At 69.1% G+C, this 14,760-nt stretch carries 16 protein-coding genes; 9 read left to right on the forward strand and 7 right to left on the reverse strand.

Going from position 1 to position 14,760, the window contains the following annotated elements; all coding sequences use genetic code 11:
* Positions 1 to 66: 66 nt before the first annotated feature.
* The 4 genes from J7520_RS01175 (at position 67) to J7520_RS01190 (ending at position 3,938) form a co-directional block, all read left to right on the forward strand.
* Complete coding sequence (locus J7520_RS01175; protein ID WP_291182934.1) at positions 67 to 1,023, forward strand: TerC family protein; 957 nt, start codon at positions 67 to 69, stop codon at positions 1,021 to 1,023.
* A 48-nt stretch (positions 1,024 to 1,071) separates the two neighbouring features.
* A complete protein-coding gene (locus J7520_RS01180; protein WP_291182936.1) occupies positions 1,072 to 1,863 on the forward strand; it encodes a rhomboid family intramembrane serine protease in 792 nt (263 codons plus the stop codon).
* Between the two features lie 114 nt (positions 1,864 to 1,977).
* Complete coding sequence (gene phhA / locus J7520_RS01185) at positions 1,978 to 2,868, forward strand: phenylalanine 4-monooxygenase (RefSeq protein WP_291182938.1); 891 nt, start codon at positions 1,978 to 1,980, stop codon at positions 2,866 to 2,868.
* A gap of 11 nt (positions 2,869 to 2,879) precedes the next feature.
* A complete protein-coding gene (locus tag J7520_RS01190; protein WP_291182940.1) occupies positions 2,880 to 3,938 on the forward strand; it encodes an alpha/beta hydrolase in 1,059 nt (352 codons plus the stop codon).
* Here J7520_RS01190 and J7520_RS01195 read toward each other — a convergent pair.
* Together J7520_RS01195 and J7520_RS01200 are read right to left on the reverse strand one after the other, a co-directional pair.
* Positions 3,935 to 4,624 (reverse strand): RES family NAD+ phosphorylase, encoded by a 690-nt coding sequence (locus J7520_RS01195; RefSeq protein WP_291182942.1) that lies wholly within the window; start codon positions 4,622 to 4,624, stop codon positions 3,935 to 3,937. The genes J7520_RS01190 and J7520_RS01195 overlap by 4 nt on opposite strands.
* Position 4,625: 1 nt before the next feature.
* Positions 4,626 to 5,024: an MbcA/ParS/Xre antitoxin family protein gene (locus tag J7520_RS01200; RefSeq protein ID WP_291182944.1), complete on the reverse strand. Its 399-nt coding sequence runs from the start codon at positions 5,022 to 5,024 to the stop codon at positions 4,626 to 4,628.
* Between the two features lie 269 nt (positions 5,025 to 5,293).
* Between J7520_RS01200 and J7520_RS01205 the strand changes: the two genes are divergently transcribed.
* The 3 genes from J7520_RS01205 to J7520_RS01215 all read left to right on the forward strand — a co-directional run bounded on the left by J7520_RS01205 (position 5,294) and on the right by J7520_RS01215 (position 7,303).
* Positions 5,294 to 5,998: a hypothetical protein gene (locus tag J7520_RS01205; protein WP_291182946.1), complete on the forward strand. Its 705-nt coding sequence runs from the start codon at positions 5,294 to 5,296 to the stop codon at positions 5,996 to 5,998.
* The gene (locus J7520_RS01210) at positions 5,998 to 6,414 is read left to right on the forward strand and encodes a VOC family protein (protein WP_291182947.1); all 417 of its coding nucleotides are present in this window, start codon (positions 5,998 to 6,000) and stop codon (positions 6,412 to 6,414) included. The genes J7520_RS01205 and J7520_RS01210 overlap by 1 nt, the downstream gene beginning before the upstream one ends.
* A gap of 274 nt (positions 6,415 to 6,688) precedes the next feature.
* The gene (locus tag J7520_RS01215) at positions 6,689 to 7,303 is read left to right on the forward strand and encodes an OmpW family outer membrane protein (protein ID WP_291182949.1); all 615 of its coding nucleotides are present in this window, start codon (positions 6,689 to 6,691) and stop codon (positions 7,301 to 7,303) included.
* A 298-nt stretch (positions 7,304 to 7,601) separates the two neighbouring features.
* Here the strand turns inward: J7520_RS01215 and J7520_RS01220 are convergent, their stop codons facing one another.
* From J7520_RS01220 to J7520_RS01240, 5 genes are all read right to left on the reverse strand, one after another.
* Positions 7,602 to 9,320, reverse strand: a complete 1,719-nt coding sequence (locus J7520_RS01220; protein WP_291184863.1) for a DUF885 family protein — start codon at positions 9,318 to 9,320, stop codon at positions 7,602 to 7,604.
* A gap of 87 nt (positions 9,321 to 9,407) precedes the next feature.
* Positions 9,408 to 10,916: a carotenoid oxygenase family protein gene (locus J7520_RS01225; protein ID WP_291182951.1), complete on the reverse strand. Its 1,509-nt coding sequence runs from the start codon at positions 10,914 to 10,916 to the stop codon at positions 9,408 to 9,410.
* A gap of 8 nt (positions 10,917 to 10,924) precedes the next feature.
* Complete coding sequence (locus tag J7520_RS01230) at positions 10,925 to 11,341, reverse strand: DUF2141 domain-containing protein (RefSeq protein ID WP_291182953.1); 417 nt, start codon at positions 11,339 to 11,341, stop codon at positions 10,925 to 10,927.
* Positions 11,342 to 11,389: 48 nt separating this feature from the next.
* The gene (locus J7520_RS01235) at positions 11,390 to 11,890 is read right to left on the reverse strand and encodes a DUF6622 family protein (RefSeq protein WP_291182955.1); all 501 of its coding nucleotides are present in this window, start codon (positions 11,888 to 11,890) and stop codon (positions 11,390 to 11,392) included.
* A gap of 39 nt (positions 11,891 to 11,929) precedes the next feature.
* Entirely contained in the window at positions 11,930 to 12,649 is a 720-nt protein-coding gene (locus J7520_RS01240; RefSeq protein ID WP_291182957.1) for a hypothetical protein, read from the reverse strand.
* A 177-nt stretch (positions 12,650 to 12,826) separates the two neighbouring features.
* Here J7520_RS01240 and J7520_RS01245 point away from each other — a divergent pair, with 177 nt between their 5' ends.
* On the forward strand, positions 12,827 to 13,954 hold the full coding sequence (locus J7520_RS01245; RefSeq protein ID WP_291182959.1) for a sensor histidine kinase: 1,128 nt from the start codon (positions 12,827 to 12,829) through the stop codon (positions 13,952 to 13,954).
* A complete protein-coding gene (locus tag J7520_RS01250) occupies positions 13,951 to 14,625 on the forward strand; it encodes a response regulator transcription factor (RefSeq protein ID WP_291182961.1) in 675 nt (224 codons plus the stop codon). Before J7520_RS01245 ends, J7520_RS01250 begins: the two co-directional genes overlap by 4 nt.
* The last annotated feature ends 135 nt before the right edge of the window (positions 14,626 to 14,760 follow it).

The following is a 14,760-nucleotide window of genomic DNA, read 5'->3' on the forward strand; positions in this document are numbered from 1 at the left end:
CCTTGCGAAAACGCAAAGGCCCCGCGTGCCGTCGGTTCGCGGGGTCTCGTCTTTTCGGAGCACGGCATGCACAGCATCGGAACCACCAGTCTCTGGACCGCCTTCACGTTGATCGTGCTGGCGGCGTTGGTCGTCGACTTTCTCGTCCTGCGCAGCGGCGGCCCGCACCGCGTCTCCTTTCGCGAGGCGCTGGTGTGGAGCCTGGCCTGGGTCGGCCTCGCGCTCGCCTTCAACCTGGGACTGTGGTGGTGGCTCGACGGCCAGGCCGGCCGGGCGGTGGCCAACGACATCGCGCTCGAGTTCCTCACCGGCTACGTGGTCGAGAAGTCGCTCGCGGTCGACAACATCTTCGTGTTCCTGATGATCTTCAACTACTTCGCCGTGCCGGCCGAGCAGCGCCAGCGCGCGCTGATGCTCGGCGTGCTCGGCGCGATCGTGCTGCGCGCGATCCTGATCTTCATCGGCGCCGCGCTGGTGGCGAAGTTCCACTGGATCCTCTACCTGTTCGGCCTGTTCCTGATCGTCACCGGCGTGAAGATGCTGCTCGCGGCGAACCAGGAGCCGGATCTGGAAGCCAACCCGATGCTGCGCTGGATACGCAAGCATCTGCCGCTGACCAAGGAATTCCACGGCAGCGCGCTGCGCGTGCTCGACGGCGGCAAGCACCGCTACACGCCGCTGTTCGTGGTGATGCTGCTGATCGCCGTCACCGACGTGATCTTCGCGGTCGATTCGATCCCGGCGATCTTCGCGGTCACCGAGGATCCGTTCGTCGTGCTGACCTCGAACGTGTTCGCCGTGCTCGGCCTACGCGCGATGTTCTTCCTGCTCGCCGGCGCGGCGGAGCGTTTCCACCTGCTCAGCTACGGTCTCGCCGCGGTGCTGCTGTTCATCGGCACCAAGATGCTGATCGCCGACGTCTACAAGATCCCGATCGGCATCGCGCTCGGCGTCGTCGCGCTGCTGATCGGCGCCTCGATCGTCGCCAGCCTGCGCTTCCCGCCGCGCCGCGACGCCGGCTGAACGCGGCGCCGGCTTGAGGCGGCGCGGCCACATCCCCATGATGCCGGCATGGACCTCGCGCGCCCCGTCCCGGAACCGACCGCCACCGTCGTCGCCAACGATCGCGAGCGCGTGCGCTACGCCGTGGTCGGCGCGATGGCGCTGCTCGCCGGCATCTGGGTCGCCTGGGGCCTGGCCTGGCTGCTCGGCTGGCCGCTCGATAGCCTCGGCGTGCGGCCGCGCCAGTTCGACGGCCTGATCGGCATCCTGACCGCGCCGTTCGCGCACGCCTCGTTCGACCATCTGATGTCGAACACGCTGCCGCTGGCGCTGCTCGCGACCTTGACCCTCTACTGCTATCCGCGCGCGGCGCGGCTGGCGCTACCGGCGATCTGGCTCGCCTCCGGTCTCGCCGTCTGGCTGTTCGCGCGGTCTTCCACGCATGTCGGTGCCAGCGGCATCGCGCACGGGTTGATGTTCTTCCTGTTCGTGATGGGCCTGCTGCGGCGCGATCGCCTCGCGGTGGTCGTCTCGCTGGTCGTGTTCTTCCTCTACGGCGGCATGCTGATGACGGTGCTGCCGCGCGAGGCGAACGTCAGTTTCGAATACCACCTCGCCGGCGCGGTCGCCGGCCTGATCGCCGCCGTGCTGCTGCGCGCGCGCGATCCGCTGCCACCGCGCAAGCGCTATTCGTGGGAAGACGAGGAAGCGGTCGAACCGCTGCCCGACGAGGAACTCGAACTGCCGCGCGCGGCGAACGTTCCGGTGCTGTGGCAGCGCAGGCCGGAAGACGACCAGCGCGGCCGCGTCATCGTGTTCCGCCCGCGTCCGCGCGAGGACAGTCCGCCGACCGTGCACTGACGGCGCAGCGCCGGTCGAACCGCGCTAAGCTTCGCGCCTACCCCTGAAAGACGCGGCGACGGACGGCCGCTCCCGATATTCGCGATCACGGACGAGCGCACAGGAAATCACGTCATGAACGCCACGCCGCGCCGCGTCGAACACCAGCAGACCGACAAGGGCTACGTGCCGGTCTACACCACCGCCGTGGTCGAGCAGCCCTGGAACAGCTACTCGCGCACGGACCACGAAACCTGGGCGATCCTGTTCGAACGCCAGCGCGAAGTGCTGAAGGGCCGAGCCTGCCGCGAGTTCATCGACAACCAGCAGCGCTTCGGCATGACGCCGGACGCGATCCCGCGCTTCGACGAACTGAACGAGGTGCTGGCGAAGACCACCGGCTGGGAACTCGTCGGCGTCGAGGGCCTGTTGCCCGAGCTGACCTTCTTCGATCACCTGGCGAACCGCCGCTTCCCGGTCACCTGGTGGATCCGCAAGCCCGAGCAGATCGACTACATCGCCGAACCGGACCTGTTCCACGACCTGTTCGGCCACGTGCCGCTGCTGCTCAATCCGGTCTTCGCCGACTACATGCAGGCCTACGGCCGCGGCGGCGTGAAGGCGCACGGCGTCGGCGCCGAGGCGCTGGTCAACCTGACCCGTCTGTACTGGTACACGGTCGAGTTCGGCCTGATCCGCCAGGACGGCGGATTGCGCATCTACGGCTCCGGCATCGTGTCGTCGAAGGGCGAGTCGATCCACTGCCTCGAATCGGCCGCGCCGAACCGCATCGGTTTCGATCTGGCGCGCATCATGCGCACGCGCTATCGCATCGACACCTACCAGAAGACCTACTTCGTCATCGACAGCTTCGAACAGCTGATCGACGCGACGCGGCCGGACTTCACGCCGATCTACGCCGAACTGGCGGCGCTCGACTCGGTGCCGGCCGGCTCCGTGCTGGACAGCGACCGCGTGTTCCAGCGCGGCAACGGCGAAGGCTGGGCGCAGGACGGCGACGTCTGAACCGAAGCGCCGTGCGACGCGCACCGCTTCCGGTTCTGCGTCGCCTGCTCGGGTTCGCGCTGAGCGTGCCGGCCGCGGCATTCGGCGCCGGTGAACGGAACCAGCAAACGATCGTCGACACGGCCTACGCCGCGCCGCAACGGCTGGTCGACGTCGGCGGCGGACGGCGGCTCAATCTTCACTGCGTCGGCGCAGGATCGCCGACCGTCGTCTTCGACGCGGGACTGGCCAACTGGAGCCAGATCTGGGGCCTGGTGCAGCCCGTCGTCGCGAAGACCACGCGCGCCTGCGCCTACGATCGCGCCGGCCTCGGCTTCAGCGATCCCGCGCAGCGGCCCGGCACCAGCGCGAACATCGTCGACGACCTGCACCGGCTGCTGCAGGCGGCGGCGGTCGAACCGCCCTATGTGCTGGTCGGACATTCCTACGGCGGCAGGAACGTGCGCTTGTACGCGGACATCTATCGCGCGGAAGTGGCCGGCCTGGTGCTCGACGACGGCTCGACCGAGGAGTACCACTGGCACGAGGCGTTTCGAGCGCGTGCGACGCCGGAAAGAATCCAGGCGCGCCGCGCGCGCACCCTCGCGGAAGCGGAGCCGTGCATCGAAGCGGCGCGACGCGGCTTCGTTCCAGGCACGCTCGACCACGCGCGCTGCGTGACGGCCGCCCTCAATGGGCGTTACGCCGACGCGATCAGCCGCGTCTACATGCGGCTCGAGCAAACGCCGAGCTTTCTGCAGGCGCGCCTGTGGGAGACGCTGGCCTACGACGAAGACAGCCCCTATCAGCTGCTGCTCGGATGGCGGCCCTACGGCGACCTGCCGATGATCGTACTCACGCGCGCGCTGTCGGAGACGCCGAGCGGCCTGCCCGACGACGAAGACGGCCGACGCACGCTGGAGCAGCAGCGCAACGTCGCCGGCTTGTCGACGCGCGGCGTCCAGCGCATCGTTCCGAACGCGAGCCACGACATCCATTTCGATCAGCCGCAGGCGGTGGTCGCGGCGATCGAAGAAGTCGTCGCGGCCGCACGCGAATCGGCCGGTGCGGCGCGGCCGAAGCGGCCCTAGCGCTTGCGCGCCAACTCAGTGACTTCGAGCACGGCCGCGATCCGCTCGCCGTCCCAGCGGTAGATCAGGTGCTGCGCCTGCACGCACGGTGCGGCGAGATCCGGATAGAACAACGCGACGCACTCGCCGCCGGCGTGGCGCACGCTGTCGTAGACGACGCCGTCCGAGCCGTCCTCGCGCAGCGTGCGCGCGAGCGCCTGGCTGGCGGCGTAGTCGGTCGGATCGTGCATCGCCTTCCAACCGCCGCGCAGATCGTGCAGGCGGCCGTGGATCGCGGTTCGATAGCACCGCATCTCGACGTCGAGCGGCGCTTCACGGGTGGCGCGCAGGAAGCGCTCGCGGTGATACACCGTTTCCTCGACCGCGGTGGCGACGCTGTGCGCGGCGTAGAACACGCCCCAGCTGCCGTCGGAGAAGCGGCTGCCGTCGGGATTCAAATGCGTGAACGCGGCCATGATCGGCGTCGTGCCGGGACCGCTGACGCGCCGCTCCTTCGGCAGCATCGACAGACTGCCGAGTTCCTCGCGCAGGCGCGGATTGGTCAGCGCCTCGATCTCGTACAGCGCGTCGAGATCGGCTGGATCGGCGACGCGATCGAACACGCCGACCGGCGGAAAGCGGCTCGGCACGATGCGGTAGGCGCGCGTCCAGCGAATGCGCTTCTCGGGCGGCGGCGCCGGCGACATGTCAGTTCCAGCCGCGCTGCGCGTCGAGGTACTGGCGCACGACGTACAGATCGGCGACGTTGCCCGACAGCATGCGCTCCAGCGCGGACTGGCCGCCGAAGGTCGGCGCCTCGTTCGGCTTGCGCACCCAGGCATCGGCGCGCTCGGCCTCCGGAAACAGGATCTGCAGGTTCTTGTAGATGCCGAGCACGTAGCTGATGCGTTCGAGCACGTCGCGCGACAATGCGCCGGCGCGCTCGCGCTTCCACTTGTAGAACGTCGATTCCGGCGGGTCGCCGAGCAGGCGGCGCTGCTCGGCGATGCGCAGGCCCCAGTGCTCGGCGATGGCGAAGAACGCGCGCAGCGCCGGACCGCCGAGGTCGGCGGAAGGGGCCGGTTGGCGCAAGGCCAGGTCGCTCATGCGTGACTCCATGAATGAAGTACGGATTGATATTACTTCATATGGGCAGTTTTCGCCAAGGCACCGCGGCTTGCGCGAAACTATTGCGCCGCGGTGGCGTCCATATAGCGCCCCGAAACATCTGCGGCAATGCGCGGCTCGCGATCCAGTGGCCATGCTCACCCGGCACGGCGGCTTGTGCACTTGATCCGCACCCCAATTCGTAGAATCGCCCGCGCGGCGACTTTCTTCGAAGACACCCCGCCCGACGCGTCGACTGGAATCTTCCGATGAAACGAATCCCGCTCGCTGCCCTGCTCGCCTCGCTGTCCGCCTTCGGCGTCACGGCCAACGCCGAAGTCCGCCAGGCCGCCGCCGACGGCTTCTTCGTCGCCTACTCCGAGCAGGTCGCGGCGACGCCGGCGAAAGCCTACGCGGCGATTGTCGCGGTGCCCGCGTGGTGGAGCGGCGAGCACACCTGGTCCGGGCAGGCGTCGAACCTGAGCCTGAAAGCCGAAGCCGGCGGCTGCTTCTGCGAGCGCTGGCCCGGCGGCAGCGCCGAGCACGGCCGCGTGATCATGGCGCTGCCCGACAACCTGCTGCGCCTGGACGCCGCGCTCGGCCCGCTGCAGGAATTCGCGCTGAAAGGCATCCTGAGCTTCTGGATTCGCAGCAACGACGACGGCTCGACGCGCATCGACGTCGAATACCGCGTCAACGGCGCCGGCGCGAGCGGACTGGACGCGCTGGCGCCGCAAGTCGACGAGATGCTCGGCACGCAGGTCGCGCGGCTGAAGCGCTACCTCGACACCGGCAAGCCCGACGAGCCGCCGCAGGCGGCCGAACTGACCCCGACACCCGACGCGCTGCGCGCCGCCATGCTCGAGCAATGGAAGCGCGAGGCCGAAGCGGCCAAGGCGGGCGACGCGAAAGCGACGCCGGACAAGCCGACGAAGGCGAAACCGTCGAAACGCGATCCGGCGCCGAAGCCCTGATGACCTCGCCGCTGCCGTTGCTGGCGAACATCGACGTCGACGATCTCGACCGGGCCGAGGCGTTCTACGTCGATGCGCTCGGCTTGCGCGTCGGCCGCCGCTTCGGTGGCGAGGTCGTCGAATTGCTCGGCGCGAGCTCGCCGCTCTACCTGCTGCGCAAGGACGCCGACAGCATGGCCGGCGACGCGACCTCGCAGCGGCGCGACTATCGCCGCCACTGGACGCCGGTGCATCTGGACTTCGTCGTCGCCGATCTCGACGCGGCGCTGCAGCGCGCGCTCGACGCCGGCGCCATGCTCGAAGGTTCGCCGCGCACGGCCAACTGGGGACGCGTCGCGACGCTCGCCGATCCGTTCGGCCACGGTTTCTGCCTGCTTCAATTCCTCGGTCGCGGCTACGACGAAATCGCGGATTGACGCGACTCGGACCGAATCGGCACCGACGGAAAATCGCGCGGACGCACATCACCGCGAGCCGCGCAACGGCAAACGCGGAACGATTTTGTAATCCCCCTCGTACATTCCTGCAATGCGCGACAGCTTTGTGCACCTTTTTACAAAGGAACTGTGACGCGCCATACCTTTTTCACCGTTTTTCCGAGGCACGGCGTTTGCTAGCGTTCCGGGCGGCGCCGGGGGAGCGCGACATTCCGTCGCGGACGTGGCGCCGTCAATCACGGAGGAACGACTGATGAGATGCAAAGCGATCGTGTTGGCGTCGAGCCTGGCGGTTTTCGCCGGCGGCGCGCAGGCGACGGAGGCCGGCGACTGGGTGGTCAAGCTCGGCGCGCACCAGGTGTCGCCGAAGTCGAACAACGGCCGCCTGGCCAACGGTGCACTGAAGGCGGACGTCGGCGACGACGCGCGCCCGACCGTTTCGCTGGAGTACTTCTTCACGCCGAACTGGGGTTTCGAAGTGCTGGCCGCGCTGCCGTTCGAACACGAGGTCAAGCTCAACGGCGCGAGAGCCGCATCGGTCAAGCACCTGCCGCCGACACTGAGCGTGCAGTACCACTTCATGCCCGGCGCCCAGGTCTCGCCCTTCATCGGCGTCGGCCTCAACTACACGCGCTTCTTCAGCATCAAGGAAAAGGGACCGCTGGCCGGCGCCAATCTCGACCTGGGGGATTCCTGGGGCGGCGCGGTGCACGCCGGCGTCGACGTGAAGATCGACGAACGCTGGTCGTTCATGGCCGACGTGCGCTGGATCAGCATCGAGACCGACGCCAAGGTCAACGGCGCCAAGGTCGGCACGGTGAAGATCGATCCGTGGGTCTACGGCGTCGCGGTCGGATATCGGTTCTGACGCCGGGTCGGCCTTGAGCGATATCTCGCTTTCGGCAGCGCCGATCCGTTCCGTGCCTTTCCTTCTCCTGCTCGCAGGAGAAACGTCGGCAGCAGGGTGGAAGAACGCCACGCAACCGCCCGAAGGGCGAAGGCCAAGGATGGCCCGCGTGCACATGCTGACGGCGGATGAGGGAAACGGAGCGCAATGCTCCGACTTCCCTCACCCGCCGCGCGTCGCGCGTCGACCTCTCCCGCGAGCGGGAGAGGCGAGTGCGGCGACGCCGTGACGGCGAAGCGCTTCGACGCGAACTGTCCTCTCACGCCTTCTGCTTGGCGATCCACGCATCGATCTGCCGCTCCAGCACCGGCAGCGGTACCGAGCCCAGTCCCAGCAGCGCGTCGTGGAACGCGCGCAGGTCGAACTTCGGCCCGAGCTCCTTCTCGGCGCGCGCGCGCAGCTCGACGATCTTGATCTCGCCGAGCTTGTAGCTGAGCGCCTGGCCCGGCCAGGAGATGTAGCGGTCGACTTCGGTCTCGACCTCGTGCCGGCTCAGTGCCGTGTGCGAGGCGAGGTACTCGATCGCCTGGTCGCGCGTCCAGTTCTTGTGATGCACGCCGGTGTCGATGACCAGGCGCGCGGCGCGCCACATCTCGTAGGTCTCGCGGCCGAATTCCTCGTACGGCGTGTGATAGATGCCCATCTCCTTGCCGAGCTTCTCGCAGTACAGCGCCCAGCCCTCGCCGTAGGCGGAGATGTAGTTCTTGCTGCGGAAGTCCGGATAGCCCTTCTGCTCGTCGGCCAATGCGCCCTGCAGCGAATGGCCGGGCGAGGACTCGTGCAGCGTCAGCGCCGGCAGGTTGTAGAGCGGGCGCGACGGCAGGTCGTAGGTATTGACCCAGTAGGTGTGCGCACTGCCGCGACCGGCGGTCCAGAACGGCGCGATCGAGGCCGGCACCGGCTCGATGCCGAAGCGCCCGCGCGGCAGCAGGCCGATGAACTGGCCGACCTTGGCGTCGACCTGCTTGGAGATCCACGCCGCGTGCATCAGCAGTTCTTCCGGCGTCTTGGCGTAGAACTGCGGATCGGTGCGCAGGAATTCCAGAAATGCCGGGAAGTCGCCCTTGAAGCCGGTCTCCTTCATCGTCGCCTGCATCTCGGTGTCGATGCGCGCGACTTCTTTCAGGCCGATCTGATGGATGTCTTCCGGACTGAGATCGAGCGTCGTGTAGTCCTTGATCTGCTGGCGATACCACGCCTTGCCGTCAGGCATCGCCTCGGCTGCCAGCGTCGTGCGCGCCTTCGGCACGTATTCGTCGCGGAAGAATTTCAGCAGCTTGGCGTAGGCCGGAATCACGCGCTCGCGGATCGCGCGCGCGCCGTCGGCACGCAGGCGCTCCTGCTCGTCGGCCGGAATCGACGCCGGCAGCGACTTCAGCGGCTTGTAGAACTCGCTGTCCTCCGGCGACTTGACCTCGGCGTAGCTCGCGATCGAAACGTCGCGTCCGTTCAACACCGCGCGCGGCACGCTGAAACCGCGCTTCAGTCCGGCGCGCATGTTGACGGTCTGCTGGTCGAAGTAGCGCGGCACGTCCTCGAGCTTGGCGATGTAGTTGCGCGCGGCCTCGGCGTTCTTCAGCGACCGCCGCGTCATGAAGCCGAGGTCGGACCAGAACTGCGAGTCGCTGTTGAACGGCATCTCGTAGTCGCGGAAACGCGGACCGGCGGCGAGGTTCTCGATCTGCGGCCGATACACGGCGAGGTTGACCTGGTTGTCCGCCGACAGCTCGCCCGCCGGGATCGCGTCGAGCTGCTTGAGCACGTCGTCCCAGTAGGCCACGCGGCGGTTCTGCGTCGCCGCGTCGACGTCCGGCAGGCGCCGGTCGCGCGCATTGGACTGGCGGTCCTCGTCGTCGTAGCCGGCGAACTGCTCCTGCCGCCAGCTCCACTCCTTCTTGTACAGCGCCTCGAAGCGCTGATCGGCGCTTTCGGCGTGAACGAAAGTGCTCAAGGCGAGGCCGGCACAGAACAAGGGCATGGACCAGGATTTCATCGCGTCCTCCGTCGACGGAAAACGCGGATGATCGCACCGAATCCCGGCCACGGCAGTGCCAATGGTCAGGCGTCAGCCGGCGGCGAACCAACCGTGGAAGCCGAGCGGGAACGTGTGCGGCAACCACGCCTGCGCCAGCGGCCCGTCCTCGATGCGCTCGGCATCGAGCACGGCCAGGCCGCTGCGACCGCGCCTGGCGTCGAGCAGGGTGCCGAGCAGCCAGCCCTGACCGACGCGGCGGCGGCCGGGCTTGGGCACGAACACGTGTTCCTCGGCGAGCACGTCGGCGCCGTAGCGATGCACGCGGCGGCGGCCGCCGTCGATCGCCGCGACGGCGTTGAAGTACGGCGAGGCGGCAGGCTCGATGCGCAGCGGCGCGAACACGCGCGCCGGCTTCGCCGCCTCGTGGCGATGGTCGAACACCGGAAATTCCAGCCCGTGCACGCCGCGCGCCTCCCAACGCGCCGTTCCCTTGGCCGGATCGATGCGCAGCAGCGCCAGTTCCGTCCGCGCGCCGCCGCCGCGTTCGCCGCGCATCGCCGCGGCCATCGGCGAGCGCATGTCGTCCGGATCCGTGTGTCGCACCGCCTGCACGAGGATCTCGCCGGCGCGCTCGTGCGCGTCGGCGAAGTGGTAGACCGCACCGAACTCCGCCTCGAACCAGCGCGGCGCGTCGAGCGCGTCCTTCGGCACGACCGCGATGCGGCAGGGCTGGTCCGGCGCGAACTGCAGGCGTTCGAAGAACGCCGCCGCGTCGCGATCGGCGATACGGTACGGCGTCAGCACGAACACCAGGTGGCGGTCGGTCATCGCGAACGCGTGCAGATAGCCGCGCCGCTCGTTCGGCAGCAGCGCGGTGCGCAGCGTCTTGCCGTCGGCGCCGATGTGCCAGAGCAGCAGACCGGAACCGCCGAGCAGGTCGAGCGAACCGAAATTCCACAGCGAGCCGTCGCGGTCGAGCAGCGGATGCGCCGAGAACGGCGCGGCGACCAGATCCTCGCGCCAGGTCACCGGCCCGAGCGTGCGCAGGTCCGCCGGGTCGAGCTCGATCGCCGAGCCGCCTTCCCAAAGCGCGAACAGACGGCCGCCGAAACGGATCACGGCGGTGTTTGCGGTGTTGAGGTCGTCGTTGTTGCGGATCGGCACCGCGTCCGGGATCGTCGTTCCCGCGGCGGGCAGCAGAAAACGTCCGGCGGACTGCTCGCGCGTGTACTTGGAGGTCGCGACCATGCGCGCGCGATGCTCGACGCGCCCGCCCGCAAAACGCCACGCGTGCAGCATGCCGTCGCCGTCGAACCAGTGCCGGTAGCGCAAGCCGGCGCGATCGAACAGCGCCGGACCGTTGCGGTACAACGTGCCCACGAGGTCCTTCGGCCAGCGGCCTTCGATCGTGGCGACGCTCGGACCCAGCGATTCGGCGGCAACGCTGTTCCATCCGGCCAGCCACGGTTCGCGCGCGAGCGCTTGCGCGAAGCGCCGGCTGTCGTCGGCGACGGCGACCTCGGCGCGCAGCAGGCGCGGTGCCAGCGCGAACGCGGCGGTGCCGGCGAGGAATTGACCCAGGAAGCGGCGGCGATTCACGTCGGGCCTCAACGCAGATGGATCGTGATCGCGCGACCGGCGGCGCCGAGCTCGACCTTCGCTTCGTCGAAGGTCGGCCTGCGCATCACCTGCGGATCGTTGCTGATGCCGTAGGGCTCGGTCGGCATGCCCATGAAGTTCGTATCGAGCTTGCCGTTGTCGTTCTCGTCCTGCATGACGCGGACGGCATAGGTGCCCGCCGGCAGATTCGGAAAGTGGAACGTCTCGGCGGCGCCGTTCGCCTTGCGCGTGGCGGCGGCGACGGGTTTGGCGCCGCCGTCCCAACCCGCCGCCGAATCGACGACGGCGATCATCAGCGCGCCCCTGGCGGAGCGCACGTCGGCGACGGTGACGTCGAGATCGGCGGCCTGCGCGCCGGTGCAGGCCAACGCGGCGAGGAACAGGGACTTGGCGATCGGGGACATGGCGAACTCCGGGTGCGGTCGAGGAAAGGTGTGATCGAGCGATGCGGATCAGCCGGCGATGGTGCGCGCGGGAGCGTCACGCCAGGCACGGGCGAACAGCAGCCCCCAGCTGACGAAGTAGCCGGCGCTGAGACCGGAAACGACGACGTCCCAGCTGAGCAGACGCGAGGCGGCACCAGGGCTGATGACGGCCGCGACGTGAAGCAGGTAGTGCGCGCCGAAGATCGCCAGATTGCGCAACAGCGGAATCAGGCTGCCCGGCTGGAGGATCGTGCCGGTGGCGCGATCGACGGATGGTGCGGGCTCGATCCGGTGACCGATCGCGATACCGACCGTTGCGCCGACGATCCAGCAGGCCAGCGTCGACGACAGCGATCCTTCGCGCCCGGCCAATCCACTCAGGCCCCAGGCGATGAACAGCAGCGGTGCGATCCAGGTGCTTTGCACGTTGCGCACGCGCGGGCGCAGGCGCCATGCGCCCATCCAGAGCAGATAGGCGAACAGCACGTAGACCCAGATCGGCGTACCGCGCAGGATGTCGACGAGCATGGCGGGAACTCCCTTCGAGAATGGGTCGGTCGGCGCCGCTCACGCGGCGGCGGGTGATGCGAGATCGGACAAGTGCTTGCGCAGCAGCAGGAACAGCGCACCGATCACGACCGCGTGGGCGATGACGAGACCGGGCCAGGCGGCGCTGCCGAGCGACGCCAGCGCGCCGCCGGCAAGCAGGCGATTCGCGCCGGCCAGCCAGGCGATCACGAACAGCAGCGGCAGGCCGTAGAACGCGGCGAACCATCGCGGCCGGTCCTGCGGCACCAATCGACGCCAGGCGACCACCAGCGGCGGCACCGTCAACGCCAGCGCGAGCGCGATCGCCAGCGCGCCTGCGGCACCTCGACTCAGCGCATCGCCGGCGATGCGACGCACGAACGAATACTCGTCGGCGGTCGAGCCGGTGACGAACGCGGCGACGATCTGCGGCAGCAGCCGGCCGAGCGGCAGGCTCGCGAACAGCAGAGCGAAACCGAACGCCTGCGTGTGCGGAACGGCGCGGCCCATCAGCGCGGCGCCGAGCCACAGGCACGCGTACGAGAACAGCGGCGCGGCGATGTCGACGACGGCGAGCCGTCCTGCGGCACAGCCCGGATACGGCAGCACGTTGTCGAACGTGCGCCCGGCCCAGCCGCCGCACAGCGCGCGCGTCGCCAGCGCGTGTACCTGCTCGTGCGCTTCGACCAGCAGCAAGGTCAGGCAGAGGAAGGCGGCGATCGAGGCGAATGCGGAGCGAATGCGCAGCGGATCGGGCATGACGGGTGGACATCGGCACCACGGCGGCGGATGTCGACATCGTCGACGTCGCACCGCGGCGTCGATAGATGCCGCCGGTCACGATTTCGACCTGCCGGAAGTCACCACTTCGCGCCGCGGGCTTGAGTCGGCGCCGGCGAGGCGCTACACCAGCGCATCCGCCCGCCGAGCCAGGCCATGTCCGATCGCCGCCACCGGCTGTTGTCGCCCCTGCACTGCGCCGCCTATCTGACCTGGGCCACGGTGCTGGCTTCGCTGTTCGTCGGCGGCTTCAACGAGCCGGCCGGCGGCGGGCACGGTGTCCGCGTCGCGGTGGTCGCGCTGATGCTGGTGTTCCTCGCCGGCTTCGTCTTCGATTCGTGGTGGTCGTCGCGCTCGCCGCACCGCATCGTCAGCGTGGCGGTGCTCGCGATACAGGTACTGGCGACGCTCGCCCTGGTCGCGCTGACCCGCGACGGCAGCGCGCCGGTGCTGCTGATCATCGTCGTCGCGCAGGCGGTCGAACTGCCGCATCGCTGGCTGATCGCGCTGGTCGTCGCCGCGAATCTCGGCTTGCTGGCGGTACTGCTGTCGGCCTGGCCGCTGCCCAGCGCGCTGATCGTGTGTCTGCTCTTTCTCGGCTTCCAGGCGTTCGCCGGGCTGACCGGCTACTACGCGAAGCAGGCCGAGCGCTCGCGCGACGAACTCGCGCAGGTCAATGCGCATCTGCTGGCGACGCGCTCGCTGCTGGAGGAGAGCGCGCGCGATGGCGAACGCCTGCGCCTGGCGCGCGAGCTGCACGACGTCGCCGGGCACAAGCTGACGGCGATGAAACTGCAGCTCGCCCTGCTCGCGCGCGGCCCGGGCGGTGCGCCGCCGGCCGTCGCGACGGCCGCCGGACTCGCCGGCGAGCTGCTCGACGACCTGCGCGGCGTGGTCGGCCAGCTGCGCCGCCACCAAGGCCTCGACCTGAAGCGCGCGATCGAGGAACTCGCCGCGCCGTTGCCGCGGCCGCGCGTGCACATCGAGATCGCCGAGGACGCGCGAGTCGACGACGTCGTGCAGGCGCAGGCCCTGCTGCGCACGGCGCAGGAAGCCCTGACCAACGCGGCGCGCCATTCCGGCGCGGATCACGTCTGGTTGCGTCTCGCGCGCGAGGACGGGCGCATCGTGCTCGAAGTGCGCGACGACGGCCGTGGCAGCGCGACGATCCGCCCCGGCAATGGACTGGCCGGCATGCGCGAACGCCTCGAAGCGCTCGGCGGCGGCGTGGTGCTCTGCGGCAAACACGGTTTTCGCGTCGACGCCTGGGTGCCGCTGGCATGAGCGCGACGGGCGCGGAGTCGCCGACGCCGGATTCCACGGCGCCCATCCGCATCGCGCTGGCCGACGACCAGGCGCTGGTGCGCGCCGGACTCAAGGCCTTGCTCGAACAGTTCGGCGATCTCCGCGTCGTGATCGAGGCGGAGGACGGCGAGGCCCTGCTCGCCGCGCTCGCCTCGACCACGGTCGACGTGGTGCTGTCGGACATCCGCATGCCGGGCCTGACCGGCACCGACGCGCTGCGGGCCTTGCGCGCGCGCGGCGACGCGACGCCGCTGATCCTGCTGACCACCTTCGACGACAGCAGCCTGCTGCTCGACGCGGTCGCCGCCGGCGCGCAGGGCTTTCTGCTCAAGGACGCCGCGCCGGAGGACCTGCGCGACGCGATCCAGGCGGTCGCGCGCGGCGAGTCGCTGCTGCAGCCGGTGGCGACCGAGCCGGTGCGCGCGCGCTACGCGTATCGCGAGACCGACGCGCCGAAGGCGAACTTCAGCGAGCGCGAGGTGGCGATCCTGCGCCTGCTCGCCGGCGGCTATTCGAACAAGGAGATCGCGCGCTCGCTGTTCCTCGCCGAAGGCACGGTGAAGAACTACGTGTCGGACATCCTCGACAAGCTCGACACGCGCGATCGTACGCGCGCGGTGTTGAAGGCGATCACGCTGCGCGTGATCTGAGCGGACGCTCGCGCGCATCGCGTCGATCGCCTCCCGCGCCGGCTCCCGGCAACCACCATTCGACGCTCCGCGACTGCGACGCAGCGCACACGACGAACGCGCCCGAAGGTGGGGAAAACCCGCAATCGACGAGGG

Source organism: Dokdonella sp. (assembly GCF_017744955.1).
Taxonomy (GTDB): Bacteria; Pseudomonadota; Gammaproteobacteria; order Xanthomonadales; family Rhodanobacteraceae; genus Dokdonella_A.